The following is a 26,926-nucleotide window of genomic DNA, read 5'->3' as shown; positions in this document are numbered from 1 at the left end:
CTTTGCTTGATGTGGCCGGGAAGCTTGATGCCTGCCCGGCCGAGAACATCGGATTACAAGGTTTTATTTCTCGGCGACCAGCGCCTTGTCGTTGGACAAGCCCCAGACGTAGGCAGCCAATACATGGACCTTGCCTTCACCGAGGAAGTCATGGAATGCCGGCATGGTGTTGTTGCGACCCTTGCGGATCGTTTCCATGATGGTGTCGGCACTGCCGCCGTACAGCCAGATCTTGTCGCTCAGGTTGGGCGCGCCGAGCGCCGGGTTACCCTTGCCGCCCGCGCCGTGGCATGCTGCACAGGCCGCAAACTTATCCTTGCCGAACGCAACCTTGATCGGATCGGAAGTCGAGCCGGACAGGTTAAGCACGTAGTGGGCGACATTCTCCACATCCTTGTCCGAACCTAAAGCGGCACCCATGGGTGGCATCACGCCGTTACGGCCTTTCAGGATGGTAGTCTTGATGATGTCGGGTTCGCCACCGTACAGCCAATCCTTGTCGGTCAGATTGGGATAACCCTTGTTGCCGCGGGCATCGGAACCATGGCACTGCGCGCAGTAGGTCATGAACAGGCGCTCGCCGATTGCATGCGCTTGCGGGTCGGCCGCAACCACTTTCAGGTCCTGGTGCAGATACTTTTCAAAGATCGGGCCATAGTCCTTTTCCGCCTTGGCCAGTTCCGCCTGATACTCACCAGTCGACTCCCAGCCCAGCTTGCCTTTGAATGAACCAAGGCCGGGATACAGCACGAGATAGCCGATGCTGAACACGATAGTGATATAGAACAGCCACATCCACCACCGTGGCATCGGGTTGTTGAGTTCGGTCAGGCCCTCGTCCCAGCTATGGCCGGTAGAATCGGCAGATTCGCCTTCCGGAACAATAATCTTCACCCTGGACTGTACCCACAGCAGGATTGCGCATCCCGCAATTCCCAGTATGGTCAGGACGGCGACGTAGCCGCTCCAGAATTCATTGGTAAAGTCAGACATGTTTTTCCCCTGCTGTATCGATAGCCGGTTCGTCAGCGAACGGCAGATTGGCGGCCGCATCGAAATCCGTGCGGCGGTGCGCGATATAGGTCCACCAGACGATACCTGCGAAGGTGAGGAAGCACAGTACCGTCACCACGCTGCGCGCATCAAAAATAAACTGTTCGAACGTCATGATTACCTCTTTGCCTTGATCTGAATGCCCATGCCTTGCAGATAAGCGACCAGCGCATCCTGTTCAGTTTTGCCTTCCACTTCCTTGGCTGCATTGGCGATTTCTTCATCGCTATACGGATGGCCCAGTTTGCGCAACACCTGCATCTTTGGCGCGACGGACAGCGGATCAACCTTGGCAGTTGCCAGCCACGGATAGGCGGGCATGTTCGACTCGGGAACGACATCACGCGGGTTGTTCAGGTGAGTGCGGTGCCATTCGTCGCTGTAACGTCCACCGACGCGCGCCAGGTCCGGGCCGGTACGCTTGGAGCCCCACTGGAACGGACGGTCATACACAAACTCCGAAGCGACCGAATAGTGGCCGTAACGCTCGGTTTCGGCGCGGAATGGACGGATCATCTGCGAGTGGCAGTTATAGCAACCTTCACGCACATACACATCGCGACCCGCCAGGCGCAACGCCGAATAAGGTTTTAATCCAGCGAGCGGTTCGGTCGTCGATTTCTGGAAGAACAGCGGCACGATCTCGACCAGGCCGCCGACGCTGACCACGAGAACCACCAGTGCAATCAACAGCCAGGGGTTCTTCTCGATCATTTCATGTGAAAACTTTTTCATTACTGCTCCTGATTCAGGCATGTGCCGGCACAATTGAAGGGATACGTGCGGAGACCTCCTTGCCATCGCGCACAGTCATGAACGTGTTGTACGCCATGAGAATCATGCCGCCGAGATACAGCAGACCGCCGCTGAAACGAATGACGTAGTAGGGATAAGTTGCCTTGACCGATTCAACGAAGGTATAGGTCAGGGTGCCGTCGGCATTGACCGCGCGCCACATCAGGCCCTGCATCACACCGGCAATCCACATCGATGCGATGTAAAGGACGATACCGATGGTCGCCATCCAGAAATGCACGTCGATCAGGCGTACGCTCCACATCTCGGTCTTGCCAGACAAACGCGGCAACAGGTAGTAGATCGAGCCCATGGTGATAAAGCCAACCCACCCAAGGGCGCCGGCATGGACGTGGCCTACGGTCCAGTCGGTGTAATGCGACAGCGCGTTGACGGTCTTGATCGACATCATCGGGCCTTCGAAGGTCGACATGCCGTAGAACGACAGCGACACGATCAGGAACTTGAGGATGGGATCGGAGCGCAGCTTGTCCCAGGCGCCGGACAATGTCATCACGCCGTTGATCATGCCACCCCACGATGGTGCCAGCAGGATCATCGAGAACACCATGCCGATCGACTGTGTCCAGTCAGGCAATGCGGTGTAGTGCAGATGGTGCGGGCCTGCCCACATGTAGGTAAAGATCAGTGCCCAGAAGTGCACGATGGACAAGCGATAGGAGTACACCGGCTTGTCAGCCTGCTTGGGGATGAAGTAATACATCATGCCAAGGAAGCCCGCAGTCAGAAAGAAACCCACGGCATTGTGACCGTACCACCACTGGATCATCGCATCCTGCACACCTGCATAGGCCGAGTAGGACTTGGTCGCCGACACCGGTATTGCCGCGCTGTTGACCAGGTGCAGCAGTGCGATAGCCAGGATAAAGCCGCCGAAGAACCAGTTTGCGACGTAGATATGGGCGACCTTACGCTTGACCAGCGTGCCGAAAAATACAACCGCATACGATACCCATACCAGTGTGATCAGGATATCGATCGGCCATTCGAGTTCGGCATACTCTTTACCGGAGGTCATACCCAGCGGCAGTGTAATGGCAGCGGCCACGATAACGGCCTGCCAACCCCAGAAGGTAAAGGCGGCAAGGCGATCGGAGAACAGACGAACCTGCGAGGTACGCTGAACCACGTAGTAGGAGGTTGCAAACAATCCGCAACCACCGAATGCGAAGATCACCGCATTGGTATGCAGGGGGCGCAAGCGACCATAGGAAAGCCATGCGATGTCGAAATTCAGGGCGGGCCAGGCTAGCTGTGCGGCGATGAACACGCCGACCAGCATACCGACCACGCCCCATACTACCGTTGCGATCGTGAATTGCTTCACGACCTTGTAGTTATAGTTGAGCGATGTATCCACGTACGATCTCCAGGTTTTGCTAACACGATGGAAGGAGAGTACGAGTTCGAACCTCTAAAAACCTTGACCTGAGTCAAATTCGTCCGAGTGCTGCGGAGAGAGTGAAAAACAGTTGCAGGATGACTGCAGTGTTCGTATGTATGAGTAAGTTTATGGGTTGTTTCGCTTCCGGAAAGTGCATGCATTGATGTGATTTATAACAGCCGGACTTAGCACAGACTAGCGCACATCACTGGACGGCCCCTTCCCCCTTTTAGGGGGAAGGCTGGGATGGGGGTAAAGTGGTTATGCAGAAGCAGGCGCTTGCTCGATCTTCGCACCCCCACCCTAACCCTCCCCCTAAGAGGGGGAGGGAACCGGAAGCCGCAATTTGAGATGCCATTTATTTAATCTGGCACCGTGCTCAGGCATGTGCCATAGGAAAGCAACAGCCCTATCAACCGCCACGACACTCACGACGAGTGCCGTGCTTCCTTCTCCGTGACAGGCATCACCTCCGCTGCATCGGCACTGTCATCATCCTGCAGGATACGCATGGCGGGACCGACGAGATCATCAAATTGCCCGCCATCCGACGCATTGAAGAATAGCCAGATAGTAAAAAACACAACCAGCACACTCATGGGGACGAGAAGATAGAGGGCTTCCATGATGATTCTTTCTATGCATTCCTGACGATGGGAGGAAGCACCGCTTCCTGAACGGGCCGGTGTCCTGCTTTGAAGCGCGCCTTGGGTATTCTTCGCAAGCGCAAGGCATTGATCACCACCACGGCCGAACTCAGCGACATGCCGATGCCGGACAGCCATGGATTGAGCAGGCCGACGGCGGCTGCAGGAATAGCAACCAGGTTGTACAAACTTGCCCAGGCAAGGTTCTGCCGGATCACCGCCATGGTTTGCGTGGCGGCGCGCATGGCGTCCGCGACTGCGTCAAGTCGTCCATGGAGCAGCACCGCGTCGGCATGCGTCTGCGCAAGCGCGGCACCGGTTCCCATGGCGAACGATACATCGGCAGCGCGCAGCACCGCCGCGTCGTTGATGCCATCGCCAACCATGGCAACGAGGTGGCCCTGTTCCTGCAAGCGTTGCATAAATGCCAGCTTTTCCGCCGGAAGACACTGGCCATAAGCGACAGCAATACCCAGTTCGCGGGCCACCGCCGATGTCACTTCCTGCTCATCTCCACTCAATAGGATGACCTGCTTTCCCAATGCCTGGAAGTGACGGATGACATCGGCAGCGTCATCACGAATGCGATCGGCCAGCTCAAAGCGAGCGAGCCATCCCTGTTCGCCGCCCAGGTAGACAGCAGTAAATTGACTTGCCTGCACCGCTGCCGGCACCTGGCCGCTCAACTCTTCCACGAAGGATGCGGAGCCCACCCGGTACCGGTGACCGCCGATAACCGCCTCGATCCCTTTGCCGGCAACGCTATCGACATTGCTGGCGACGAGACCGACCGACCCGACCAGCCCGCGGGTCTCGCGATTGGCTGCTTCGATCAAGGCATGCGCCAGCGGATGCGCACTGCCGGCTTCCAGCGCAGCAGCGATGCGCAGGCACTCGATCCGGCCGGACGCACCAAGTACGCGCAAGTCACGCACTGAGGGCTTGCCGGTTGTCAGTGTGCCAGTCTTGTCAAAAACAATATGCGTCGTCCTGTGCAAGGTTTCCAGCACATGGGATTGCAAGACGAGCACCCCCTGTCGCAGCAAGCGGTCGGTAGCGGCGGCTAGTGCGCTTGGCGTCGCAAGCGACAGTGCGCAAGGGCAGGACACCACCAGCACCGCAATGGCAATCGGCCAGGCATGTGTTGGGTTAATCCATTGCCAAGCACAGAACACGGCAATCGAAAAGAGCAGCAGCGCGGCAACAAACCACGTCGCAACCTTGTCCGCCCATACCGCTAAGGTCGGCTTCGCCTGCCCTGCGCTTTCGATCAGCTTAAGAAGGCGTGACAGGGTGCTGTCAACCGCTACCCTGGTGACACGGACGACAACGGGCTGCGTCGCATTGACCGCCCCGCCTTCAATCTCGTCACCGGGGCCACGAGATTGCGGCTTGCTCTCGCCGCTCAACAATGACAGATCGATTTCGGAGTGCCCCTCGAGCACGACGCAATCGGCAGGGATGGCTTCGCCCGGCTTCACGATCAGTACATCGCCTTCAACCAGGCGTGCGGCGGGAATCACCTCTTCCTGGCGATCCTGAGGATATCCGGTGATGCGCGACGCCGATGCCGGCAAGGCATTCTGCAAGGTATCGAGCGCGGAGCTCGCTTTGCGTCGTGCAATAAATTCAAGGTAGCGACTGCACAGCAACAGGAAGATGAACATCGTCACCGAATCAAAATACACATCGCCCTTGTCGGTCACTGTCGCGACCACACTACCAAGGAAAGCAGCGCCGATACCTAAGGCCACCGGGACATCCATCCCCAGCATCCGGTTTTTCAGATTGCGCCATGCGCCACGAAAGAAAGGCTGGGCCGAGTAAACCACGGCGGGAATCGTCAATAGCAGACTGGCCCAACGCATCAGCGCTTCCATGTCGGCTTCAAGCGTGCCATCGGTTGCCAGGTACACCGGGACCGCGTACATCATGACTTGCATCATCGACAAGCCGGCAACGAACAACTGGCGGAACAGCGTTTTCCCTTCGCGCTGCAATTGCTGGCCATGGACGGCTGCATCAAAAGGATAGGCAACGTAACCAACTTCACGTATCGCGATGAGGATAGCGCTGGGTTTGGCGACGGATTCTTTCCAGCGCACATGCAGCTTGCCTGTTGCCACATTCAGGTTGTAACTGACGATGCCGGCAACGGTGGAAAGCCGGCGCTCAATCATCCAGACGCAGGCGGCACAGCGTATGCCCTCAACGCACAACACCGCATCGCGGCAATCCGGATCGTCTGACTGGCTTGCGAACTGCTGCAACGCTTCCGGCGTGTCGTAAAGGCGCAGCTCGTCAGGTACCAAAGACGTCGTGCCGCCGTTGGCTGAGTAGCCATCGCGATTCAGGTAGTAATCGGACAAACCACTGCCCACAATGGTCGTGGCCACCGCTTCGCAACCGGGGCAACACATGGCTCGTTCTACGTCGGCAATGCGCACTGACCACGTTGCGCCATGCGCAATGGGCAAGCCGCAGTGAAAGCAGGACGAGTCATCTTTGTATTCGCTGTTGCTTAACGTACCCATCAGTGCCCCCAGTGAAATGAGGGGCTGGAAGACGTCACGCAGATTGCCTCCAGCCATGCCGGTGTCATACCGTGCGCAGTGCGGTAAAGACCGAGAATGCCAAACAGCAGCACGATGATCCCGCTGGCCATGCGCACATGACGGTGATGCAATACCCGTTGCAATTGCGCCCCAAACAGGCCCATCACCAGCAGTGCGGGCAGCGTGCCAACGCCAAATGCAAACATCACGACCGCTCCCTGCACCGCGGATCCGGCCAGCATCGCACTCATCAGGACGCTGTAGACCATGCCGCAAGGCACCCACCCCCAGAGGCCGCCCAGGGCAAGCGCCTTGCCGAAACTATCGGCGGGCAACAATTGTTTGGTCAGCGGCTGCAACCGGCTCCACAGGCCGCGACCTGCTGCTTCAAGCCGTGTCAGCCCTTGCCATGCATTCATCAGATACAGCCCCAGCGCGACCAGCATCAGGTTTGCAAGCAGATAAAGAATCGCCTGCAGGGATGACATGAAGGACAAGGCGGACAGGCTTTGGGCGAGTCCACCAGCGATTGCGCCGGCTGTTGCATAACTTGTGAGGCGACCGGCGTTATAGGCGGTCACGCGCATCACATCAGCGAACACCGCGGACTGCGGCATTGCCATCTGCGCAGCGGCCATAGGTGCGATGGGAATTACGCGACGGCGCGATGTCACCGAAAACGCGCTGACAATCCCGCCGCACATACCGACGCAATGCACACTACCAAGCAAGCCAACAAGTAAGAACGGAATCAGGGACAAGTTTTCACCAACTGTGAGCAGGTTTGAGGCAATCTCAACGGTTCAATACCGGAATTCAAATAGTTTTCGAATAACGCAGGCGCTCGGTCTTGACCTCCTGCTTTTCACCAAGGTAGCGGTCAAACACCATGCAAATGTTACGGATGAGTAATCGCCCCTTCGGGCTGACGGTCAGCCATTCCGGATCGATAGTCAGCAGGCTGTCCTGTTCCATGACGCGCAACTGCTCAAGCTCCTTTGCAAAATAGTTTGCAAAGGTAATCGGATAGGCAACTTCAAGCGAGGCAATCGACAATTCAAAATTGCACATCAGCATCTGGATGATGATGCGGCGGAGCAAATCATCCACATTCAGCTTGATGCCGCGTGCGATCGGTAACTCGCCCTGCTCGATACGCTCGTAATAGGCGTCGAGCGTTTTTTCATTCTGGCTATAGGTCGAGCCAACCGCGCTGATGGCCGAGACGCCGCAGGAAATCATTTCCGCTTCGGCATGCGTGGAATAGCCCTGGAAATTGCGGTGCAGGCGTCCCTGCCGCTGTGCGACCGCAAGGTCATCGGTCGGCTTGGCAAAATGATCCATGCCGATATAGACATAACCTGCTGTAGTCAACCGCTTGATGCACAAGGACAGCATGTCGAGCTTGGTTTCGGCGCTCGGCAACTCGTCTTCCGCAATGCGGCGTTGCGATTTGAACAATGCCGGCATGTGCGCGTAGTTATAAATCGAGATGCGATCAGGATCGGCTGCAATCACCTTGGTCAGCGTCCGGTCCATCGTCATCAGGTTTTGTTTCGGCAATCCATAGATGAGATCAATACTGATCGAGCGAAATCCAGCCTCGCGCGCGGCGTTCATCACGGCCAACGTCGTTTCTTCCGGCTGAATGCGATTCACCGCCTTCTGCACGTCCGGATCGAAATCCTGCACGCCAAAACTGATGCGATTGAAGCCCTGCGTGCGCAGCGTACGAATGCGCTCCAGCGTTACGGTGCGAGGGTCAATCTCGATCGAATATTCGCCGGCATCATCGGTAGCGAAACGGAACCAGCGGCGCATGTGAGCCAGCAGATCCCCCATTTGTTCATCTGACAGGTAGGTCGGCGTACCGCCGCCGAAATGCAGTTGCGTCACCATATTCAGGTCGCCCGCAAGCTTTCCCTGCATGTCGATTTCACGCTTCAGATAGGTCAGGTAGACCTCGGCCTTGCTACGGTTTTTAGTGATGATCTTGTTACAGGCGCAGTAGTAGCAAAGCTTGTCGCAGAACGGGATATGCACGTAGAGCGACAGAGGATTCCGGGCACCCATGGCGCGCACGCTGTTGACCGCCTGCATATAGTCGCCCATGCCAAAACCGTCCGTGAAGCGGTCAGCGGTCGGGTAAGAAGTGTAACGTGGTCCCTGCCGGCTGAGCTTGCGGATCAGCGCGGCATCGAACTGGACGTTGGGGGCAAAGGATAATGCTGTGGCGGGAACTACCATGTCGGACTCCGGCTCGCGCGCCCCACCAGCGGGACGCTATCAACTGCTGCGAAGTGTACGAGTCGGAGCCGGTTTGCAACCTTGATCCAAGTCAAAATGGTCCGGATTGGAAAATGTTGTGACTGAGAGTGATGCCTGTTCGGGACGCTTGCCGATCATGAGGAACTCGATCAGTTCTCGCACCGGCCTGATCTCGCTGCCGAATGGGAGCGGTTCGGCGCCACGGAAGAATAAACCGCGCTTGACGTCTCCCTGGAGAGCGAATGCCAGTCGCGTATCGATGCAGAATTGCCCCGCCTTGGCTATGCCGTCCCGCAGTCCGCATTGGTGCAGACAATCGAAGCCGACCGTGCATTCTTTCGGTCCGGCCTTGCGCTGCAGCTTTTCTTCCTTCTCCAGATAATTCACGAGCCATGGGGTGCGCACGCCGCGCGCGGGAAGACCGGCGACGCTCATGAATGTGACGATGTCCTCCGGCTTGGCTTCGGCGAGAACCTTTTTGAAATTGATATGCGCATCACCCTCTTCGGTCACCGCGAACGCGGTCCCAAGCTGTACTGCACTTGCACCTAGGGCGAGCAAGTCACGCAATTGCGCATGCGAATTTACGCCGCCTGCTGCGATCAGGGGGATAGATTCGCTTTCTATGCCTAACTCACGGAACACCTTGAATGTACCTTCCAGCACGACCGGAAAATCAAAATGCGGTTGGTCGATATCTTGGAGTCGGGCCGCGCCAAGGTGGCCCGCCGCACGGCGCGGATTTTCAATGACGATGGCATCCGGCAGGCGATTTTTTCGCATCCATTTCTTCAGGACCAGCGCAATGCCGCGCGCGTCCGACAGAATGGGGATCAAGGCGACATCCGGGTAGTCGGCTGTGAGTTCCGGCAGGTCGAGCGGCAAGCCTGCGCCGACGACAACGGCGCCGGCACCGCTTTCGCAAGCCTGCCGCACATAGGCGGCGTACTCCGCCACGGCACGCATGATGTTGACACCGACCACGCCAGCGCCGCCCGCGATGCGATTGGCAGCGGCGATTTCACGGTCAAGCGCGATAAGGTTGACGCGATCGATCAGCGCCTTGTCGCGCGACTTCGCCGTCTGCGCCATCAAGTCGGGATGATGCCGGCGCAGGTCGACACTGGAAATGGTCCCGACCGCGCCAAGCCTGGCGACGTTGCCCGCGAGCCGGTGCGCCGACACGCCGACGCCCATCCCTCCTTGCACGATGGGCAACAGGTTTTTACCCTTGATTGAAAATGGTTTCAGGAGGTTATGCTGCACGGCGGGCTTTCTCTTATTGAGCGACGTGCGAATGTAGCAAACGGGAAAAACGATTTGTTTGATCTCAGTCAATTATTGCGGACTTACCTATCGCGCTTGTTTGTACTTGCAGGCGTTCGGTCGTCATAACGTGAAGCGTCTCCCAACAGCAGGCACATCAACATAAAGAACCGAATTCCGGCAACAGTGTCACTTTCGTAATAAAGTGCTGTGTTGTACTGGCGGCACGTCATTCCCATATCATTTCTGTGAAGAATAGTACGAGCGCATTTTCCAAGGAGAAAAGTTTGACTCAGGCAGCAGGAGTAAGTACGAGCCCACACCGGATCACCATTGTAGGTGGCGGCGCCGGCGGACTGGAACTCGCGGTTCGTCTCGGGAAAAAACTCGGGAAGCACAAGAAGGCGATCATTACATTGGTCGACGCCCAACGCACACACCTGTGGAAGCCGCTCTTGCATCAGGTTGCGGCCGGCACGCTTGACAGTCATGCCGACGAACTTGAGTACCTCGCGCTGGCGCGCGACTATCACTTTACGTTCCGCCTCGGTCGGATGGACGGCCTGAACCGTTCACTAAAAGAAATTTACGTTGCACCGACCTACGACGAAAACGGCGAAGAAATTCTCCCGCGCCAGGCGATTCACTATGACACGCTGGTGCTGGCGGTGGGGAGCCAGACGAATGACTTCGGCACGCCGGGTGCGCAGGAACACGCCATCATGCTTGACTCGCCGGACGCAGCAGAGCGTTTCCATCAGCAGCTTGTCAATGCCTGCCTGCGTGCACAAGCAAAAGCGCGTGCGCCCGGCCAGGGACGCTTTACCGTGACCATCATCGGTGGCGGCGCAACCGGTGTCGAGCTGTCCGCGGAACTGCACATGACCGCAAAAATCATTTCCAGTTATGGCCTGGCGAACTTCGATCCGGAGAAGGATCTGAAAATTGTGATTGTCGATGCCGCGCCGCGCTTGCTTCAGGCTCTTCCGGAGCGGCTGTCTGTCGCCGTGGGCAATGAATTGCGTTCGCTCGACATCGAGATTCATACCAACGAGCGTGTGGTCGACGTATCGAAGGATGGTGTAAAAATGGCGAGCGGCAAGTTCATTCCGAGCGGACTGGTGGTCTGGGCAGCCGGTATCAAGGTAGCGGATTTCGTGAAGACTCTCGACGGCCTGGAGACCAATCGCATCAATCAACTGGTAGTGCAACGCACCTTACAGACCAGCCGCGATCCATCCATCTTTGCCATGGGAGATTGCGCTGCGTGTCCGCTGGAAGACGGCAAGACGACAGTGCCGCCACGCGCGCAATCGGCACACCAGGAAGCCTATACCCTCAGCAAGTCCCTGGTACGCATGCTTCAGGGTAAATCGCTACTTGAATTCAAGTATCGCGACCATGGTTCGCTGGTTTCTCTCGGCAACTACAGTACCATCGGCAGCCTGATGGGCGCCATCGCGAAGGGATCGGTCTTCATCGAAGGCACTATCGCCAAGTGGATGTACTGGTGGCTGCACAAACACCATCAGATTGTCGTCAATGGGGTGTTCAGGACCTGGCTCTCGACCTGGACCGACGCCATCAACTGGATACGTAACCCGCGTATCAAGCTACATTGACGTGGGAGTTTCAAGAATCGTCATATGAAAAAAATGGTGAGACCTTGCGAGCCTCACCAAATCTGGCAAAGTCGCCGGTAACACGGCACATCTTGACCGCTTTACCGCACATGCCGGAAAGCACAGGACAGGAGAATTTGTCAACGACGACGAAGCGCTAAGCGCATGGACAACCGGCAGGCGAAGCCCGTGCAATGCTTCGCCCTGGTCACCGACAGGACGGCTCGCGTTTAGCGCGGTCCGCCGTGACGACGGCCACCGCCGTACATCTTGAACTCATCGTTAAAGACTTTTTGCTGGTCTGGCGACAGCACTGCATAAAACTCCTTGGTTGCCGCCAGGTGCTCGGTCATGCGCTGTTCGCGTTGCTTCATCATGCCTAGCCTTTTTTCCATGCGGTCGGGCACGGACAATTTTTCCATTTCAGCACGGTCAGGACGCTGAGGCCGTTCAGCCGGCTTCATCCGGGTGATATAGGTTTGCCATGCCGTTTCCTGATTTGCATTGAGCTTCAGTTTGTCGTGCAGCGCAGCCTGGCGTTTGGCCATGCGTTCACGCATCTGTTCAGGTGAATGCCGATGCTCGTGAGCGGGGCCGGCGCCCATCGGGCCGGAGCCAGGCTGTTCCGCACTGGCAGCGAATGTGCCCGCGGCCACGCCCGTCGTCAACAAGAGAGCAAGCAGGCTTTTGCGAAATGTGGTCATGATTCTTCCTTCCGAAGTGGTTGTCGTGCACTGCGCACGGTTTGCATCTTCCGGCAGGCATGTATCGCGCCGTTGTCCCGTTGCCGGCGTGTTGTAGCGGAAAGTAACCACCGCCGGCCGCTTTGTATCGGCCTGTATCGTGCTCTTCCTACGAAACAGCAGGATACAATTCGACTACATTCAGCTCACGGAAATTGCCATAATCAAGCCCATGGAAAATCCTGCTTATATATTGATCGTCGACGACGATCGCGACATCAGCACCCTGCTGGCCGAATACCTGGAAAAAAACGGCTACCGCACATTGACGGCCGGTGATGGCAAGGCGATGCACAAGGCGCTGGAAGATCATCGCGTCGATCTCATCGTTCTCGACCTCAATCTGCCGGGTGAAGACGGCCTGACGCTCTGCCGCAACCTGCGATCGCGCTCCACCATCCCAGTCATCATGCTGACGGCACGCGGCGAGCCGGTTGACCGTATCCTCGGGCTGGAAATGGGAGCGGACGACTACCTGCCCAAGCCTTTTGAACCGCGTGAACTGTTTGCGCGCATCCGCAGCGTTTTGCGCAGGACGCAAGCCTTGCCACCCAATATGCAGGCCGATGCGCCACAGCAGATGCGTTTTGCCGGCTGGACAATGGACTTCACCGCCCGCCATCTGATCAACCCGGAGGGGGTCGTCGTTGCGCTTTCCGGCGCCGAATACCGGCTGCTGAAGATTTTTCTGGATCATGCCAACCGGGTGTTAAGCCGCGACCAGCTTCTCAATCTGACACAGGGACGCGATGCCGATCCTTTCGACCGCTCCATCGACCTGCAAATCAGCCGCCTGCGCCAGAAACTGGGCGATGATGCGCGCTCGCCGCAAATCATCAAGACCGTCCGCAACGAAGGCTATGTGCTCGCAACCCAGGTAGCCAAGGAATGAAAAACCTGTTCCAGTCCATGACCACGCGCGTGTTCCTGATGTTGTTCGTCGGCGTTTTGCTGAGCGCTGCGGTCTCGTTCGGACTGGCCCTGGGAGAACGCCAACGTCTGATCGGGCAGTTTCGGGACTTCCACGCCGTCGAACGGGTTGCGCAATTTGTTTTGTCGCTGGAGACGGTGCCCGCACACCTGCGCGAGCCCTTTTTTTCGGCTGCGGCAGGGATTGGTATGCGCGCCCAGTTTGCATCGCCTTCTGAACCGGTAACAGAACCGCTGTCGCCACTGGCCTCGCTGCTCGATCAACGCCTGCCCGACAGCTATCGCATCGCTTCCACGTCAGCCAAGCCGACAGATTGCGCTCCGGCGCCACAGGCGCCGCGACGAGGCGGCCCTGAAGGGCGCGGACGCTGCGAAGCCCTGCTTGTGACCTTGAACGACGGCACGCGGCTGCATCTATCCGTTCTGCCGCCCCGTCCGCCGCCGTTTTTTCCACGCTTCGATGTTCCGACCTACGGTTCGCTTTTTATCCTTGGTGTCGGTTTGGTCGCGGCCTTTGTCGCGCGCATGACCATGCGCCCGCTCAAGCAGCTGGCACAGGCGGCCACCGATTTGGGAAATAACATCGAACGCGAACCGCTACCGGTTCGTGGCGCGCGAGAACTGCGGCAAGCTGCCGCGGCATTCAACCTTATGCAAAGCCGCATCCGTAGCCATATCCGACAACGCGCCCATATCCTGGCTGCGATCACGCACGATCTGCAAACTCCCTTGACGCGCTTGCGCTTGCGACTGGAAAAGGTGGACGACACCGAACTGCATGACAAACTCGTCAACGACCTGTCCGCGATGCAGGCAATGGTGCGCGAAGGACTCGATCTGGCACGCAGCATGGATTCGGCCGAAGGCATGCAACGCATGGATCTCGACTCGCTTGTAGACAGCGTGTGCTCCGATGCGGTTGACGCAGGTCAGGCCGTGTCGTTCAGCGGCGCCACACATACATCGCTGATGGCACGCCCAATTGCGTTGCGCCGCTGCCTGACCAACCTCATCGATAATGCGGTCAAGTACGGGTATGAAGCCAATGTGCATGTGGCATATGATAACGGCTTTGCGCTGATCCGAATCCGGGACAAAGGACCTGGCATTCCGGAGACCGAGAAAGAAAAGGTGTTCGAGCCCTTCTACCGCCTTGAAGATTCCAGGTCACGCGAGACGGGCGGCACTGGGATCGGTTTGACCATTGCAAAAAATATCGCCGAGCAGCACGGTGGCACCCTTACCCTGGAAAATCTGCGAGCCGGAGGACTTGAGGTTGTACTGCGGTTGCCTGCGCAGCGACCGCAACGTGCAGCCGTAAAGACTGTTTGAACTACTCTGGCGCTGATGTCGACCAGATGCCGAAACGCCGCGAGCACTTTACCGCACCAGGCGGTCCCTGCCCGCCGACTGCATGAACCGCCAACACCGCTTTTCACATCCTGTCCCGCAGGGTAAATCAACTCATCGCTTTGCCCTTCAACAGGAAACCGATTCTACGAGTCCGACCGGTCCAGGCTGTTCACCGGACATGCGGCGTCCCTTCCCCCATGGCCGGAACAGATGCGCAAGCGGCATAACTGCCCTTCGAAAAAACCAAGTGCCTGACATCTCTTGACGAGTGTGTCGATTGTATCGCCCACTGATTGCAGCACGACATCACGGCCGGCATCCGGTGCACCACTCTTTTTTAACGAAGGGCCCGACGTCCCTTCGCGGCTCAGGGTATTCGTCTTGCGTGCGGGTACAGCGGTGAGTTCGCGTCGATCACTTCCTGCTACGCCGACGTGAGAAAGCAAAGCAGCGATCAAGTCCACGTCCCTGTCATCCTTCTTGCCTTGTACACGCGATGTCGGCGCGCGGCTGGGCTTTGCTGAGGTTCGATCCGTCACCGTGGACTGTTGTCGTACTGGCTTTGACGCCACGGGCTTGGCTTTCTTATGTGGCGTATGTTGTGCAGGCTTGGCAGGCGGCGGAACGATTGGTTCTGCAGCTGGTCCCGAGACTGCTCCGGCAGCGCCGGCAACTTTGGTAACAGCTTGTGCAACGGAAGCCTCCGGGACCATCGCGGCCTGTTGTTGCCTTTCTGAAGGCATCGATGGAGATGAGAAAACGGCCGCCGTCTGCTCGGGCTGCGGTGTATCAGTCTTCGTTGTCGTAGACGGCATGGCGAAATCCGTGGAAGGCAGCCAGCCGGCGGCCTTTGGTTCGTCCGGCAATTGCTTTTCACTTCTGTTGCTGAGGAACTGGGTAAATGCGGTCAGCTCAAGCTGCCTTGCAGAAGTAACTCCGGTCTTCTTCGCAGAATAGAGAAGCAGCGCAGTGCCCAATAACGCAATCACAATCAGGACCAACATCCATTTAGCCACACCTGATTTCTTTGCAGGCGCGTCCAGCGCATCCAGAATGCTAAACGCCTCTGATGCACGACCGGCGCCGACTGCACCGTCGTACAGAGACGGCCGCTCTGCCGTTTTGCTGGCTGCCGATTCGCTGCCCACAGGGTTTTTCATTATTTTCCTTTACATACATGCTGATCACGCCGAGTTGAAATAACTTGTTAGCGCACGGCAAAATTGCCAATATAATAATGCTTTAGTTGTATTAATTGCATTTATTTATGAGGCGAATTTGCTTTTCTTTTGGCTGGTCGCGGTCTACCTTCCTGCCATTGCGCTGGCTGGCTGGCTTGTTCTGCCTGCGGAACGCAAGACAGGAATCCGAAAGGAAACAGATGTGCTCATTATGCGCGCCAGCGCTCACGCGAACCGTATAAGCACCCTGATATGGGCTGGACCGATATGCGTAGCAGGAAATTGCGGAAGGGTGGCGCAGGCAATCCGGCAGCAGCGCAAGAGGTTCCTGCTCGTCTTCTCGTTGCTTGGCGCTCCCGCCCTGATTGTCCAATGGTTTGCACGAGGGCCGGATATTGGTGGCTACGAGGATCTTCCCGCGAACAGTGATCCGGTAGTCATGGCATTGCTACAGGGCGAACAACTGGTTCCTCCACCGCCGCTTCCTCCAGAGACCTTCAGCACACGCGAGATCGAATCGGAACGTGTTGAGCTCGCATCGGCGAGCCGCGAATGGTCGCTATTGAATCCCGATTTTCGCCAACGCCTGCTCACTGTCTTTCGACTGATGGAAAATCATGGTTACAAGATGGCGCTGATTGAAGGCTACCGGAGCCCGGAACGACAGAATTCCTTGGCGAAGATGGGCCCGCATGTCACCAATGCGAAGGCATTTCAAAGCTTTCACCAGTTCGGACTGGCCGCAGACAACGGCTTTTATCGCGACGGACGCCTGGTCATATCCGAAAAGGACCCGTGGGCGATGAAGGGATATCAGCTGTATGGACAGTATGCCGAGTCGGTGGGACTCACATGGGGTGGTCACTGGACTATGCGCGACTTCGGACATGTCGAGCTTCGAAATCCGGCAGCAAGACACCACGCGCAAAAATAGGGTTTATCGGCGTAGCTTGATCGGTACCGCGCTACCTTCCAGGATAAAAAAGCCGCAGTTCAATGTACGCAGCGGTTAGACGACTTTACCGTCGTCGCTTTGTCCATGTTGGAATCGGCTCGAAAGTTTATTGCGCAAATAACATTTATTGCACTATCATTAACTAATTGTTATTTTTGCAATTTATCTAAAGAGTATTTCTGAGGCATCTGATTGCGCCCAAGTGCCGTTATCTCATGCCCTCGGCTTTGCAATTTCACTCTACTACGCGCACTGCATCAGCGCCGAACCGAAGACAACATTTTTCAGCCACCGACCATCAAGGCGTCATTAATCCGCCCACAGTTCACCATGACCCGGATGTTTAATTTCCTGAAAAGCCCATATACGACCTCTGCACTTGGACTGCTGCTGCTTGCCTCAGTCCTTTATCTCGTGGGGATACTCTTCGATGTACGCACACGATGGATTGCCATGAGCATCGCTTTCTGCCTGCTGATATGGGCGGCATACTGGGCCGTGCGCTGGGGAGCCTCGCGAAAAGCTTCGTTGGCAATGGACACCATGTTTCAGGACCATGCAAGCGAAGCCGTGAAACTTGCCCCGGCCGACAAAAAAGACGATGTCGAAATGCTGCGCCAACGCCTGCTCGAAGCGATCCATACCATCAAGACATCCAAACTCGGCCAGACAACCGGGAGCGCGGCCTTGTACGAGATGCCCTGGTATATCGTGATCGGCAATCCCGCGGCAGGCAAGAGCACCGCAATCCTGAACTCAGGGCTTAATTTCCCTTTTTCCGATAAGGGTGGGCGGGCAGTCCAGGGAATAGGCGGCACACGTAATTGCGACTGGTTTTTTACCACCGAAGGAATTCTTCTTGATACCGCCGGACGCTATGCGGTACAGGAAGAAGATCGCAACGAATGGTTCGGTTTTCTTGGCCTGTTAAAAAAATACCGTCCCAAGGCTCCCATCAACGGCATCGTTATTGTTGCCAGCATTGCTGAACTTTCCGCAAATCGGCCGGATGCCACCATTATGCTGGCCAAGCAGTTGCGCCAGCGCGTACAGGAATTGACCGAGCAACTTGCATTGTTCGCTCCTGTCTATGTCGTTTTCACCAAGGTGGACCTGATTGCCGGCTTCGCAGATTTCTTCGAAGATTCCGATGAAGATGAACGCGGACGCGTCTGGGGCGCTACCCTGCCCTACGATGCGAGCCAGACGGCAAACGCAGTCACTCTCTTTGATCAGCACTTCAATCATCTGGCAGACGGACTGCGTGAGATGGCCACCACTCGCATGTCGCTCAACCGGGGACAGGCCACCAGTCCGGGAACGTTGACGTTTCCAGTCGAGTTTCAGGGCGTAAGGCAGCAGCTGCGCACGTTTTTGGCGACACTGTTTGAAGATAACCCATTCCAGTTCAAACCGGTTTTTCGTGGCTTTTACTTTACCAGCGCGATACAGGAAGGCGTCGGCACTCCCACCACCAGCCAGCGCCTGATGCAGCAGTACCGTCTGTCCACCGGTCGGCGCCTTACGGCCACCATTAGCTCAAACACCGGGTTCTTTCTTAAAAACCTGTTTTCCGCAGTGATCTTTGCTGATCGCAACCTGGTCCGCCAATACGCGAGCAGGCGCAAGCTCCTGCTGCGCCAGGTCGGCTTCTATGGCGGCGCGCTGGCACTGGGTCTCCTGATTGCCGCCTGGGGCTGGTCATACACTGCTAACCGCCAATATCTGGCAAACATTCAGGCAGATCTCGATAAAGCCGCAAAAATTCAAGAGACACGCGTTGATCTCGCTTCCCGACTCGAAGCGTTAGAGCTATTGCAGGATCGGCTTGAGCAACTGCAGCGCTATCGCGTCAGCAAACCGCTCTCGCTGGGCTTCGGTCTTTACCAGGGCGAGCGTCATGAGAACAAACTGAGATCGGAATATTTCAAGGGCTTGCAACAACTGATGCTTGTACCAGTTACTGCCGCGCTGGAGCGATTCCTGACCGATGTTGCGGCCGGCAACCTCAAAACCGAAGCTGGTGTGACACAACATGCCAGGCCAAACGTCGGAGCCGTTGCTAACACGCTGGCAGCGCTATCGGATGGGACGCCACGAAAATCTACCACTCTCTATCAGGACCTGTCCCCTGCCAACCCCGATGATGCCTATAACGCGCTCAAAACATATTTGATGCTTGCAAACCGGGACCGTGTCGAGACAGGGCATCTGGGCGATCAGCTCACCCGTTTCTGGCGCAACTGGCTGGAAGTGAATCGTGGGAATGCATCGCGCGAGCAAGTAATCCGTAGTGCTGAAAAAATCCTTCGCTTTTATCTTGCACAGGCTGCCGAACCGGACTTCCCGCTGATTGAAAATAAGCTTGCACTGGTTGATCAGTCACGCGATACCCTGCGTACCGTTATTAAGGGCACACCTGCGCAGGCGCGCGTCTTCGGGGAAATCAGGATGCGCGCCTCCACTCGGTTTCCTAACATTACTGTTGCATCGATTGTCGGTGACAGTGGCAAAGATTTCATTGCAGGGAGTCATGCCATTTCAGGCGCGTTTACACGTGAGGCATGGGAACAGTTTATCGAGGGTGCCATCAAGGACGCCAGCACTAAGGAATTGCGCAGTGCCGATTGGGTTTTGAAGACTGCAGCACGCGACGACCTTTCACTGGAAGGTAGTCCTGAACAAATTCGGCGGGATCTGATCCGAATGTATAAGGCCGAATATATCGCCGAGTGGAAGAAATTCATGCAAGGCGTCACGATCGCGGAGTTCACCTCCTTCGACCGCGCGGTGCAAAGCATGAACCTTCTTGGAGATCCTGAAAGTTCGCCCTTAAACGCCTTGCTGCAGATGTTGTACAAGCAAACCTCGTGGGACAATCCATCAGCGATGAATCTTGGCATGCAGAGCGCAAAAAGCGGCATCCTGCAATGGATGCGCACAACCATCCTTCGTCAGGCACCGTCACAGGTCAATATCAAGCTGGAAAGTGCCCCGACGAAGCCGGTAGAGGCGCAAACTGGACCGATCGGCAAAGAATTCGCCGCGATAGCCCGTCTGGTCGGCGTCCGACACGAGAGCGGTGGAACAACAATCATGACGGGCTATCTCGCACAACTTTCAAAGATCAGATCTCGCTTTAACCAGATCAAGAACTCCGGCGATATCGGCCCGGCCAGCAAGCAACTGATGCAGGCAACCCTGGACGGAAACGGATCGGAACTGGCTGAAGCCTTGAAATATATCGACGAAAGTATGTTGACCGGTATGCCGGACAGCGAGCGTGGCACCATTCGCCCCTTGCTTGTCCGGCCCCTGATGCAAGCTTTTTCGGTCCTCGTTACGCCGAGCGAACTGGAATTGAACCGTAACTGGAGCGCACAAGTATTTGACCACTACAGCCGCTCACTCGCCTCTAAGTATCCCTTTTCGGCCGGATCACGTGTGGAAGCAACGCCCACGGAAATCGGGCAAATCTTTGGCAATGAAGGAGCGATTTCCCGATTTGTTCAATCCACATTAGGGCCGCTGGTTATTCGCCGCGGCGACACGGTGTACGCACGTACTTGGGCCGACATGGGTATCAGACTCAACCCGGCATTTCTGAACAATTTGCCGCGCTATGTCGGCATACAAGGACAGACTGCCGGTGGAACGATGAACGCCAGCGCACCAACGACACAATTCCAGTTTCAGCCCGTATCCAATCCTGGCATCGTCGAATACACCGTAGACATTGACGGGCAGACCATGCGTTACCGTAACGGGCAGCAGGATTGGGTGAACTTTGTCTGGCCGTCTCCGCAAGGCGTTCCCGGAGCACGCATTTCCGCAGTGGCGGCCGACGGCAAGAGCCTGGAGATCGCCAACTTCCAGGGCCAGTTCGGCCTGGAAAAACTAATCAATGCCGCCCAGCGGCGAAAACTTGACAATGGAAGTTTTGTCATGAGCTGGAGTGCCGAAAATCACACCGTGTCGCTCAACTTCAAACTCATCAGCGATGCGAGGACAGGTACAGGCACGTCTAATTCCGGGGCTGACAACGCGTTGCGCGGCCTGACTCTTCCGGCCGTCATCGCAGGAGCTGACCCGGCTTTACGCGGCTCCGCTGTAAACGGAGCAACAGGAAAATGACTTCATCCGAATTCCAGCGCAACCCTTGCGCGTTCTACTTTGGCAAAATCAGATCTCGCGGAGATTTTATCAAGAGCGCAGGCGGCGCTCGGGTCATTGCGCTCATCGATCGATGGATTGCCCAAGGCATGGAAGATCTCATCGCCGTGCCGCACTGGAAGGCCTGTTACGATCATGCAGAGCCGATCGACTTTCTTTTCATGGGAACGCAACGAAAACATGCCATTCATGGAACCATCGTGCCTGGTCGCGACGCATCATTGCGCCGTTTTCCTTTCGTTGCGGGGACGGTGTTTGAAGTTGCGGAACCACATCATCTACTGACTCTTGGACCGATCTGCTTTGACCGGCACACGAGCAGCAGACGCAAAAAGGCTGAACTCGCGGTAACAAGTGATTCTGCATCTGATGCACTGGCGTGGCTTTCCGAAACAGGCCATGGCCACTGCCTGTCGCACCAGGCCTCGGCCGAACATTTCAGCCGCTTTCTGGCAAACACGACCGTCGCGGGTCTGACAAGTCTGCTTGGCCTTTGCGGCCATGAGGCAACGATACGGCAAATCGTGCTCGCCCTGCATTGCCTGCTGTATCCATTGCAAAGAAAACCAAGCGTATCCATCTACCCACCCAGTAAGGCGATCGCCCTGCCCTTGCCAGAAGATCCCTCAAGTCGTCCTTTTGTAGAAGCATTCTGGCTCACCCTGATGAATGTATTCTTACGTGCCACCAATCTCGAGCTGAGCCTGCTTTCCGGTGTACTGCACGGCAAGCGCAAAATGATTATCACGTTTAGCGGGGTGAGACCGCTGATGTTCCGTGCGCTCTTCGACGAAGATGCTGCCCGGGAATTCGTGATCGATTTAAGCAATGCGGCATGGGCGGAGCACAACTCGTCAAGCGACAACACTGTAATGACGTTGTCCGCCTATCTGGACCATGACAGTCTGCTGCTACAGCAAATTGTCATGACGTTTCAGGAAATGGGGCAGTTATAGATTGATAGGACGATAAGTCCATAGAAGTATCAACTATCAGGCTTACTCATTTAATGGACGTATACCAAGCCGCAGCCTCCGGCGCAAAACCTAACTGCTCTCACATGAAACCATCACCAACAACGCTCGCCTTTTTCATCTTCCACTGGATGTCCGTACTGGGGCTTTCAGTATGCATGGAATCTGTTCATGCACAATCTACAACGACAACAAATGCCCGTTCCCCTGACCTTGGTGTTGCCAAAATAGTCGCGTCGGGCGCCGTTCCGGACGCCACAACCAAAGCAAACATCCTCGCCAGGCTGCAGCAGGTATATGGACAGGACAGAGTCGTCGATCAGATCAGCATTGGGGGAGTCGCCGCGCCACCGAACTGGACAGCCAGCGTGAGCAGCCTTCTGACGCCACAATTGATGTCAGTACATCAAGGTCAGCTAGTCGTTGAAGGTACAAACATCGCAATTCATGGCGAAGTGGCGAGTGATGCGACGCGTCAGAATATTGGCAACAGCTTTGCAGGGGTGCTCAACGAGCCCTACTCTGTCAAGAATGGCCTGCGCGTGTCGGCCGCCGGCCAAGGGACCATCGATCAGGTACTTGGCAACCGCGTGGTGGAATTCGAAAATGCAAGTGCATTGCTTACCGTGGCAGGAAAAGAAATTCTTGACGAGCTTGCAGAGACGCTTAAAACGATACCGACAAAACGGATTGATATCGTCGGACATACGGATAATGTCGGCGATGCGGTGCGCAATCTCGCCCTGTCACGCGCACGCGCGGACTCTGTCAAAATTTACCTTGTCGCCAAAGGTATCACCCCGCAAATCATGCGGGTCAGCGGATTGGGCGCCGACCAACCGCTGACGGACAATACAACTGCCGAAGGTCGGCGACGAAACCGACGCATCGAATTCAGGCTGAGTCAATGAAGCTTGTGCATTGGCAGACGCTCACATTTACATGAATGTATAGGTCTATTCACACTTAGCGCCTTCTCAATGCCGCTTGCCTCGTCCTTGCGGAGCCACGTGGCCTGCCATCCATCAGCGTGTACTGCCTTCGTCGGCACGCCTTACCATCGTGTTTCGGATATACGCGATTACTTAACTCGCCTCTTCATACCTTGGATACATAAAACCTTGATTTGATGCGACTCCGCGCAGGCCAGCATCAAATATGGCACATTATGCTTCGTCAACCTTTGCCTTTAGTCCCAGCATTTCATCAAGATAAGAAAGCGTACCGCTATCTTTTACGACTTCATGCAGCCATGCATGAAGCGGCATATCTGCCCATTTTGCAGCCTTGTCCGCGAGATAAGCGACGGGGCTATGCGGTTCCGATGCGCGAAAGAATGTCGCCACTTCACGCAACTGCGCCAATGCCTGGGAGCGGGTCAGCCCAGCTGCGGAAACACCCGATAGCGTCCTTATCACCTTTTGCTGGATGGCGATCTCAGGCTCAGGTCGTTCTTCCTTCGTGTCAACTTCACGGCCCATGCCGCGCTCGACAGCGATTTTGTTCAGGTGAGCGCGAACCGCATCTATGCCGTCGGCAAGTTGTGTAAACGACGGGCAGCTATCCCCAAATGCCGTCACAGCAAGATTGGATAACTCGTCCGTCAGTTGGCGAGCCCGATCGGCGTCGAAAATCCAGGTCTTGTAGCAATCTTCACCGGTCGCGGCAGTGGCCGCCGCTATTTTTTCCAGTGTCGGTTTTTCGGTTGTTTCCGCATGACGATCCGAGGTTTTCTGGACTTGCGGCTGTAAAGCCCTGGCAGTTTCATAGTCCAGCAGGCTGTACTGTCCTGCCGCTGCATTTGTCAATGGAACTTGCCGCACAAGTTGAGTTGAACGTGAAATAAACCAGGACAAGGTCCCGAAGCGTTGGTCATCGTCACCGTCTTCTGCATGCGGATACAGGTCTTGTCCAAAGCGACAAATCAGCCCTGAAACAATATTCAGACCGGTCGCCAGGCCATTAAGTCCGCCAACCTTCACCAGTCCTTCACACAGCCAAGCGGCCACGCGCAAATCCTTGCTGCGCCCGATAAGTAGTTTGGTGCAGATGTCTGTTACTGCATGCCAGTCTGCCTGCTTGAGATTAATTGTCCATTCGCCATAGTCGACAGTTGGGTCATCCTCACGGCGGGCCTCATGAATGCGGTCAAAATCTGGCGAGAACGACAAGTCCTCTCCACACGGGTGAGCAATGCTGATCGGCCCCAAAATCGCTTCCAGCTGATGTTCGATGTTCGCGCTCGGCATCATGCGGCCTTATAGCTCAGCTTGTTTAACTTCGAAACGCTGATGCGAACAGATTTTGTGGCTTTGCCGTCGGCCACTCGTGCGAGAAGCAGTTCGGCAATCTGCGGCAGCACAGTTCCATTGAGCACATTATCCACATTACGTGCGCCTGAATCGGCCTCGACACAGCGGGCAAGCACCAGATCAATAACCTGGTCGGAATAAAGGAAGCTGGCACGGTGATTATGCGACAGCCGTTCTCCGATCTGATCGAGTTTCATGCGGATGATTTCCGCGAGTACATTGTCTGTAAGCGGATAGTAAGGCACCACCTTTGTCCGACCGAGAAACGCGGGTTTGAACGCCTTGTAAAGCGCCGGCTGAATCAACTGTTCCAGTTCTACCAGCTGTGGAACTTCACTGGCATCCTTGTTGAGACAGGCCTGCATGATTGCCTGCGTCGCGACGTTGGATGTCAGGATAATGACTGTATTGCGAAAATCCACTTCACGACCTTCGGCGTCTTCGAGCACGCCTTTGTCAAAGACCTGGAAAAATAACTCCAGCACATCCGAGTGCGCTTTTTCTACCTCGTCCAACAAGACGACGCTGTATGGCTTACGTCGCACTGCCTCGGTCAGCACACCACCTTCACCATAGCCGACATACCCGGGCGGCGAGCCTTTGAGGCCTGAGACACTATGCGCTTCCTGATATTCAGACATGTTGATCGTCAACAGGTTACGATGCCCGCCGTACAAGGCATCTGCCAGTGCCAGCGCGGTTTCGGTCTTTCCCACACCAGAAGGACCGACAAACAGAAAGACACCTTTTGGCTTGTCGGGATTTTCGATTTGAGCGCGCGCTGTCCGTATGCGTTGCGCCACCTGCTCCAATGCATGCGATTGCCCGATCACGCGCTGCTCAAGCAGGGATTGCAGGTTAAGAACCGCATCGATCTCATCCCTGTACATTTTCCCGAGAGGAATGCCGGTCCATGACGCAATCACTCCAGCGATCGTTTGACCATCGACACAGGGCGGCACCAAGGGTGTCGCGCCCTGCAGCAATGCCAACTCCTTTTGGGTCTTCAAAAATTCCTTTAGCAGAGGATCACTGTCCCGCGTCTGCGGTCCGGAAGTTGTCGTATGCGCACCATGGACAGAAGCAGCAATTTTCTGCTTTTCCCCGACATATGCCTTGCCTTCCGTGCTTGTGCGCTGCTCGAGTTCTGCACGTAGTGCGGTCGATTTTGCGACCAGCTCCCTCTCAATGGCCCAACGCGTTTCCAGGGATGCCCGTGCAGCAGCGTTTTCGTCCAATGTCGTTCGCAAGTACTCCAGGCGTTCGGAATGCGAATGTCCAGTCGCGGACTCGCGTTCCAGACTGCCGATTTCGCGCAGCAATGCTGCTTCAAGTTGACGCGCGTCTTCGAATGCAGCCGGTGTAGCGGCCTGCGCCAATGCCACTTTTGCACACGCCGTATCCAGCGCGCTAATCGCCTTGTCCGGCAACTGCCGTCCCATGATATAGCGTGAAGAGAGGCGGACGGCGTCAATGATGGCTTCGTCGAGCACCCTCACCTTGAAATGACTTTCCATTTTATCTGCTAGAGCCCGCAACATCGCGCATGCTGTTTGCTCGGAGGGTTCTTCAACCTTGACCACCTGGAATCGACGTGCGAGCGCCGCATCCTTCTCAAAATACTTTTTGTATTCACTCCAGGTCGTCGCCGCAATGGTGCGTAGTTCGCCACGTGCAAGCGCCGGCTTCAAAAGATTGGCGGCGTCGCTCTGCCCTGCCTGCCCGCCTGCCCCGATCATGGTATGCGCCTCGTCGATGAACAGGATAATCGGACGAAGGCTTTGCTTTACCTCCTGAATCACAGTGCGCAAACGGTTTTCAAATTCGCCCTTGACACTGGCACCAGCCTGTAGCAAACCGAGATCCAACACGTGCAGGCTCACCTCGCGTAAGGGAGCAGGCACGTCTCCATCGACGATCCGCTGGGCCAACCCTTCCACGACAGCGGTCTTGCCAACGCCCGCCTCGCCAGTGAGAATAGGGTTGTTCTGACGACGCCGCATCAGAATATCAATGACCAATCGAATTTCGGTATCACGCCCGATCACCGGGTCGATCTTACCCTCACGCGCGCGAAGGGTCAGGTTGTCCGTGAACTGATCTAGCGCTGGTGTCGCCCGAACGCCGGCTTCATTGCTGATGGCCTTGTCATCAGTTTTGTCGACAGACGACGTATTGAAAGCTTCTGCTGGCTTGAGCGTACCCGCCGCTTCCGGTAACGTGGCGCACACGTCATTGAACGCATGGATCAATTTATCGACGGGATAACGAGCAAACAGCGGCGACATGGTGGCCGCACGCTGCACAAGATTCGGCTTCGTTAATAATGCCAGCAAAAGATGGCTGCTACGAATGCTGGTCACACCATGCTCAAGGGACGCAAGCAGCCACGCTTGCTCCAGTATGTCAGGGATCTGGGTACAGAATACCGGCGTGCGGTTGCTGCCAGTTTTAAGTCGGTCAAGCTCCGCTTGCAGATCGCCCGACATTTGTTCGGCGCTGATTTCGTATTGCGTGGACAACAAGGCAAGATCACTTTGCCTGTTGTTCAGGAGAGCAAGGAAGAGATGCTCTAGTTCCACCTCGTAATTGCCCCGTGATACACAGAAGCTAATTGCCTGTTCAGCCGCCTTTTTGCAAGTCGGATTTAGTTTGCCAATGAGAACTTTAAGGTTTGCAGTCATGTCGGGAATC

At 56.1% G+C, this 26,926-nt stretch carries 20 protein-coding genes; 7 read left to right on the top strand and 13 right to left on the bottom strand.

From position 1 onward, the window contains the following. Nucleotides 1-63 precede the first annotated feature (63 nt). From ccoP to ASE07_RS26795, 9 genes are all read right to left on the bottom strand, one after another. The gene (ccoP, locus tag ASE07_RS26835; protein WP_057293879.1) at nucleotides 64-993 is read right to left on the bottom strand and encodes a cytochrome-c oxidase, cbb3-type subunit III; all 930 of its coding nucleotides are present in this window, start codon (nucleotides 991-993) and stop codon (nucleotides 64-66) included. Further along, complete coding sequence (locus tag ASE07_RS26830) at nucleotides 986-1,168, bottom strand: cbb3-type cytochrome oxidase subunit 3 (protein ID WP_057293878.1); 183 nt, start codon at nucleotides 1,166-1,168, stop codon at nucleotides 986-988. The genes ccoP and ASE07_RS26830 overlap by 8 nt, the downstream gene beginning before the upstream one ends. Before the next feature lie 2 nt (nucleotides 1,169-1,170). Continuing rightward, entirely contained in the window at nucleotides 1,171-1,788 is a 618-nt protein-coding gene (gene ccoO / locus ASE07_RS26825; protein ID WP_156397078.1) for a cytochrome-c oxidase, cbb3-type subunit II, read from the bottom strand. A 13-nt stretch (nucleotides 1,789-1,801) separates the two neighbouring features. Continuing rightward, a complete protein-coding gene (ccoN, locus tag ASE07_RS26820) occupies nucleotides 1,802-3,229 on the bottom strand; it encodes a cytochrome-c oxidase, cbb3-type subunit I (RefSeq protein ID WP_057293876.1) in 1,428 nt (475 codons plus the stop codon). Between the two features lie 452 nt (nucleotides 3,230-3,681). Next, nucleotides 3,682-3,879: a cbb3-type cytochrome oxidase assembly protein CcoS gene (gene ccoS / locus ASE07_RS26815; protein ID WP_057293875.1), complete on the bottom strand. Its 198-nt coding sequence runs from the start codon at nucleotides 3,877-3,879 to the stop codon at nucleotides 3,682-3,684. An 11-nt stretch (nucleotides 3,880-3,890) separates the two neighbouring features. Next, nucleotides 3,891-6,434: a heavy metal translocating P-type ATPase gene (locus tag ASE07_RS26810; protein ID WP_057293874.1), complete on the bottom strand. Its 2,544-nt coding sequence runs from the start codon at nucleotides 6,432-6,434 to the stop codon at nucleotides 3,891-3,893. Beyond that, nucleotides 6,434-7,216 carry a sulfite exporter TauE/SafE family protein gene (locus tag ASE07_RS26805; RefSeq protein WP_057293873.1) on the bottom strand — a complete coding sequence of 261 codons (783 nt, stop codon included), beginning with the start codon at nucleotides 7,214-7,216 and terminating at the stop codon, nucleotides 6,434-6,436. Before ASE07_RS26805 ends, ASE07_RS26810 begins: the two co-directional genes overlap by 1 nt. Nucleotides 7,217-7,271: 55 nt before the next feature. Further along, the gene (gene hemN / locus ASE07_RS26800; protein ID WP_057293872.1) at nucleotides 7,272-8,702 is read right to left on the bottom strand and encodes an oxygen-independent coproporphyrinogen III oxidase; all 1,431 of its coding nucleotides are present in this window, start codon (nucleotides 8,700-8,702) and stop codon (nucleotides 7,272-7,274) included. A gap of 39 nt (nucleotides 8,703-8,741) precedes the next feature. Further along, nucleotides 8,742-9,989 (bottom strand): NAD(P)H-dependent flavin oxidoreductase, encoded by a 1,248-nt coding sequence (locus ASE07_RS26795; protein ID WP_268793476.1) that lies wholly within the window; start codon nucleotides 9,987-9,989, stop codon nucleotides 8,742-8,744. Between the two features lie 287 nt (nucleotides 9,990-10,276). Between ASE07_RS26795 and ASE07_RS26790 the strand changes: the two genes are divergently transcribed. Then, entirely contained in the window at nucleotides 10,277-11,611 is a 1,335-nt protein-coding gene (locus ASE07_RS26790; RefSeq protein WP_057293871.1) for an NAD(P)/FAD-dependent oxidoreductase, read from the top strand. A 230-nt stretch (nucleotides 11,612-11,841) separates the two neighbouring features. Here the strand turns inward: ASE07_RS26790 and ASE07_RS26785 are convergent, their stop codons facing one another. Further along, nucleotides 11,842-12,315 (bottom strand): Spy/CpxP family protein refolding chaperone, encoded by a 474-nt coding sequence (locus tag ASE07_RS26785; RefSeq protein WP_057293870.1) that lies wholly within the window; start codon nucleotides 12,313-12,315, stop codon nucleotides 11,842-11,844. 211 nt (nucleotides 12,316-12,526) lie between these two features. Here ASE07_RS26785 and ASE07_RS26780 point away from each other — a divergent pair, with 211 nt between their 5' ends. Together ASE07_RS26780 and ASE07_RS26775 are read left to right on the top strand one after the other, a co-directional pair. Next, nucleotides 12,527-13,246, top strand: coding sequence for a response regulator (locus ASE07_RS26780; protein WP_200961031.1), 720 nt, complete (start codon nucleotides 12,527-12,529; stop codon nucleotides 13,244-13,246). Continuing rightward, nucleotides 13,243-14,616, top strand: coding sequence for an ATP-binding protein (locus ASE07_RS26775; protein WP_057293869.1), 1,374 nt, complete (start codon nucleotides 13,243-13,245; stop codon nucleotides 14,614-14,616). The genes ASE07_RS26780 and ASE07_RS26775 overlap by 4 nt, the downstream gene beginning before the upstream one ends. 164 nt (nucleotides 14,617-14,780) lie before the next feature. Here the strand turns inward: ASE07_RS26775 and ASE07_RS26770 are convergent, their stop codons facing one another. Next, entirely contained in the window at nucleotides 14,781-15,797 is a 1,017-nt protein-coding gene (locus tag ASE07_RS26770; RefSeq protein ID WP_057293868.1) for a hypothetical protein, read from the bottom strand. Nucleotides 15,798-15,915: 118 nt separating this feature from the next. Here ASE07_RS26770 and ASE07_RS26765 point away from each other — a divergent pair, with 118 nt between their 5' ends. From ASE07_RS26765 to ASE07_RS26750, 4 genes are all read left to right on the top strand, one after another. Further along, nucleotides 15,916-16,752, top strand: coding sequence for a M15 family metallopeptidase (locus tag ASE07_RS26765; RefSeq protein ID WP_057293867.1), 837 nt, complete (start codon nucleotides 15,916-15,918; stop codon nucleotides 16,750-16,752). A 351-nt stretch (nucleotides 16,753-17,103) separates the two neighbouring features. Then, on the top strand, nucleotides 17,104-20,907 hold the full coding sequence (gene tssM, locus ASE07_RS26760) for a type VI secretion system membrane subunit TssM (RefSeq protein ID WP_057293866.1): 3,804 nt from the start codon (nucleotides 17,104-17,106) through the stop codon (nucleotides 20,905-20,907). Further along, complete coding sequence (gene tagF / locus ASE07_RS26755; protein ID WP_057293865.1) at nucleotides 20,904-21,902, top strand: type VI secretion system-associated protein TagF; 999 nt, start codon at nucleotides 20,904-20,906, stop codon at nucleotides 21,900-21,902. Before tssM ends, tagF begins: the two co-directional genes overlap by 4 nt. A gap of 176 nt (nucleotides 21,903-22,078) precedes the next feature. After that, nucleotides 22,079-22,831, top strand: coding sequence for an OmpA family protein (locus ASE07_RS26750; protein ID WP_082584517.1), 753 nt, complete (start codon nucleotides 22,079-22,081; stop codon nucleotides 22,829-22,831). A gap of 255 nt (nucleotides 22,832-23,086) precedes the next feature. On the opposite strand, the gene tssA is transcribed toward ASE07_RS26750, so the two are convergent. After that, nucleotides 23,087-24,172, bottom strand: a complete 1,086-nt coding sequence (gene tssA, locus ASE07_RS26745; protein WP_057293864.1) for a type VI secretion system protein TssA — start codon at nucleotides 24,170-24,172, stop codon at nucleotides 23,087-23,089. Next, on the bottom strand, nucleotides 24,169-26,916 hold the full coding sequence (gene tssH, locus ASE07_RS26740; protein WP_057293863.1) for a type VI secretion system ATPase TssH: 2,748 nt from the start codon (nucleotides 26,914-26,916) through the stop codon (nucleotides 24,169-24,171). The genes tssA and tssH overlap by 4 nt, the downstream gene beginning before the upstream one ends. Nucleotides 26,917-26,926 lie beyond the last annotated feature (10 nt).

This window comes from Noviherbaspirillum sp. Root189 (assembly GCF_001428545.1).
In the GTDB taxonomy this organism is placed as follows: domain Bacteria; phylum Pseudomonadota; class Gammaproteobacteria; order Burkholderiales; family Burkholderiaceae_D; genus Noviherbaspirillum.
Note: the sequence above shows the minus strand (reverse complement) of the source record. Positions and strands in the feature narration are given on the sequence as shown.

Excerpts from the sequence above, each read along its gene's own strand:
- ccoP (WP_057293879.1), bottom strand. The coding sequence starts at position 993 with ATGTCTGACTTTACCAATGAATTCTGGAGCGGCTACGTCGCCGTCCTG.
- ASE07_RS26830 (WP_057293878.1), bottom strand. The coding sequence starts at position 1,168 with ATGACGTTCGAACAGTTTATTTTTGATGCGCGCAGCGTGGTGACGGTA.
- ccoO (WP_156397078.1), bottom strand. The coding sequence starts at position 1,788 with ATGAAAAAGTTTTCACATGAAATGATCGAGAAGAACCCCTGGCTGTTG.
- ccoS (WP_057293875.1), bottom strand. The coding sequence starts at position 3,879 with ATGGAAGCCCTCTATCTTCTCGTCCCCATGAGTGTGCTGGTTGTGTTT.
- ASE07_RS26810 (WP_057293874.1), bottom strand. The coding sequence starts at position 6,434 with ATGGGTACGTTAAGCAACAGCGAATACAAAGATGACTCGTCCTGCTTT.
- hemN (WP_057293872.1), bottom strand. The coding sequence starts at position 8,702 with ATGGTAGTTCCCGCCACAGCATTATCCTTTGCCCCCAACGTCCAGTTC.
- ASE07_RS26785 (WP_057293870.1), bottom strand. The coding sequence starts at position 12,315 with ATGACCACATTTCGCAAAAGCCTGCTTGCTCTCTTGTTGACGACGGGC.
- ASE07_RS26780 (WP_200961031.1), top strand. The coding sequence starts at position 12,527 with ATGGAAAATCCTGCTTATATATTGATCGTCGACGACGATCGCGACATC.
- ASE07_RS26775 (WP_057293869.1), top strand. The coding sequence starts at position 13,243 with ATGAAAAACCTGTTCCAGTCCATGACCACGCGCGTGTTCCTGATGTTG.
- ASE07_RS26770 (WP_057293868.1), bottom strand. The coding sequence starts at position 15,797 with ATGAAAAACCCTGTGGGCAGCGAATCGGCAGCCAGCAAAACGGCAGAG.
- tssM (WP_057293866.1), top strand. The coding sequence starts at position 17,104 with ATGACCCGGATGTTTAATTTCCTGAAAAGCCCATATACGACCTCTGCA.
- tagF (WP_057293865.1), top strand. The coding sequence starts at position 20,904 with ATGACTTCATCCGAATTCCAGCGCAACCCTTGCGCGTTCTACTTTGGC.
- ASE07_RS26750 (WP_082584517.1), top strand. The coding sequence starts at position 22,079 with ATGGAATCTGTTCATGCACAATCTACAACGACAACAAATGCCCGTTCC.
- tssA (WP_057293864.1), bottom strand. The coding sequence starts at position 24,172 with ATGATGCCGAGCGCGAACATCGAACATCAGCTGGAAGCGATTTTGGGG.
- tssH (WP_057293863.1), bottom strand. The coding sequence starts at position 26,916 with ATGACTGCAAACCTTAAAGTTCTCATTGGCAAACTAAATCCGACTTGC.